Genomic DNA, 640 nt, shown 5'->3' on the forward strand with positions numbered 1-640 from the left:
AGTCGTGCGCGCACATGCTCAAGGAGCTGCCGGACTTCAACAGTTCGCTGGCACCAAGCGGCAAAGCGATCATCCGCAAGAAATACGTGAACATCGGCTTCGCCGTCGACACCCCGGATGGCCTGCTGGTACCGGTCATCAAGAACGTCGACCAGTAGAGCCTGCTGCAACTGGCAGCCGAAGCCGCTGCGCTGGCCGCCAAAGCCCGCGACAAGAAGCTCACCGCTGACGACATGCAGGGCGCCTGCTTCACCATTTCCAGCCTCGGCCACATTGGCGGTACCGGCTTCACGCCGATCGTCAACGCTCCGGAAGTGGCGATCCTCGGTGTTTCCAAGGCAACCATCCAGCCAGTCTGGGACGGCAAAGCCTTCCAGCCGAAACTGATGCTGCCACTGTCGCTGTCCTACGATCACCGTGTGATCAACGGCGCCGCTGCCGCACGCTTCACCCAGCGTCTGGGCAGCCTGCTGGCGGACATCCGCACGATCCTGCTGTAACTCGATCGGCCCTCCGGCAACGGAGGGCCGATTGCTGCACCCTTTCGAGCGCCACACGCTCGTACCTCAACCCCGTCAGTTTGGCGGGGCTTTTTTTTGCCTTAAAAATCCTTCCGGTCTTTTTCCCACATGTTGCGCTG

1 pseudogene is annotated in these 640 nt (G+C 61.2%); it reads left to right on the forward strand.

Features of this window, described 5'->3' with window-relative positions:
• Positions 1 to 500: pseudogene (locus tag BK660_RS31475) on the forward strand (2-oxo acid dehydrogenase subunit E2); the annotation flags it as partial.
• Positions 501 to 640 lie beyond the last annotated feature (140 nt).

This window comes from Pseudomonas brassicacearum (genome assembly GCF_003732265.1).
GTDB classification, from domain to species: Bacteria; Pseudomonadota; Gammaproteobacteria; order Pseudomonadales; family Pseudomonadaceae; genus Aquipseudomonas; species Aquipseudomonas brassicacearum_D.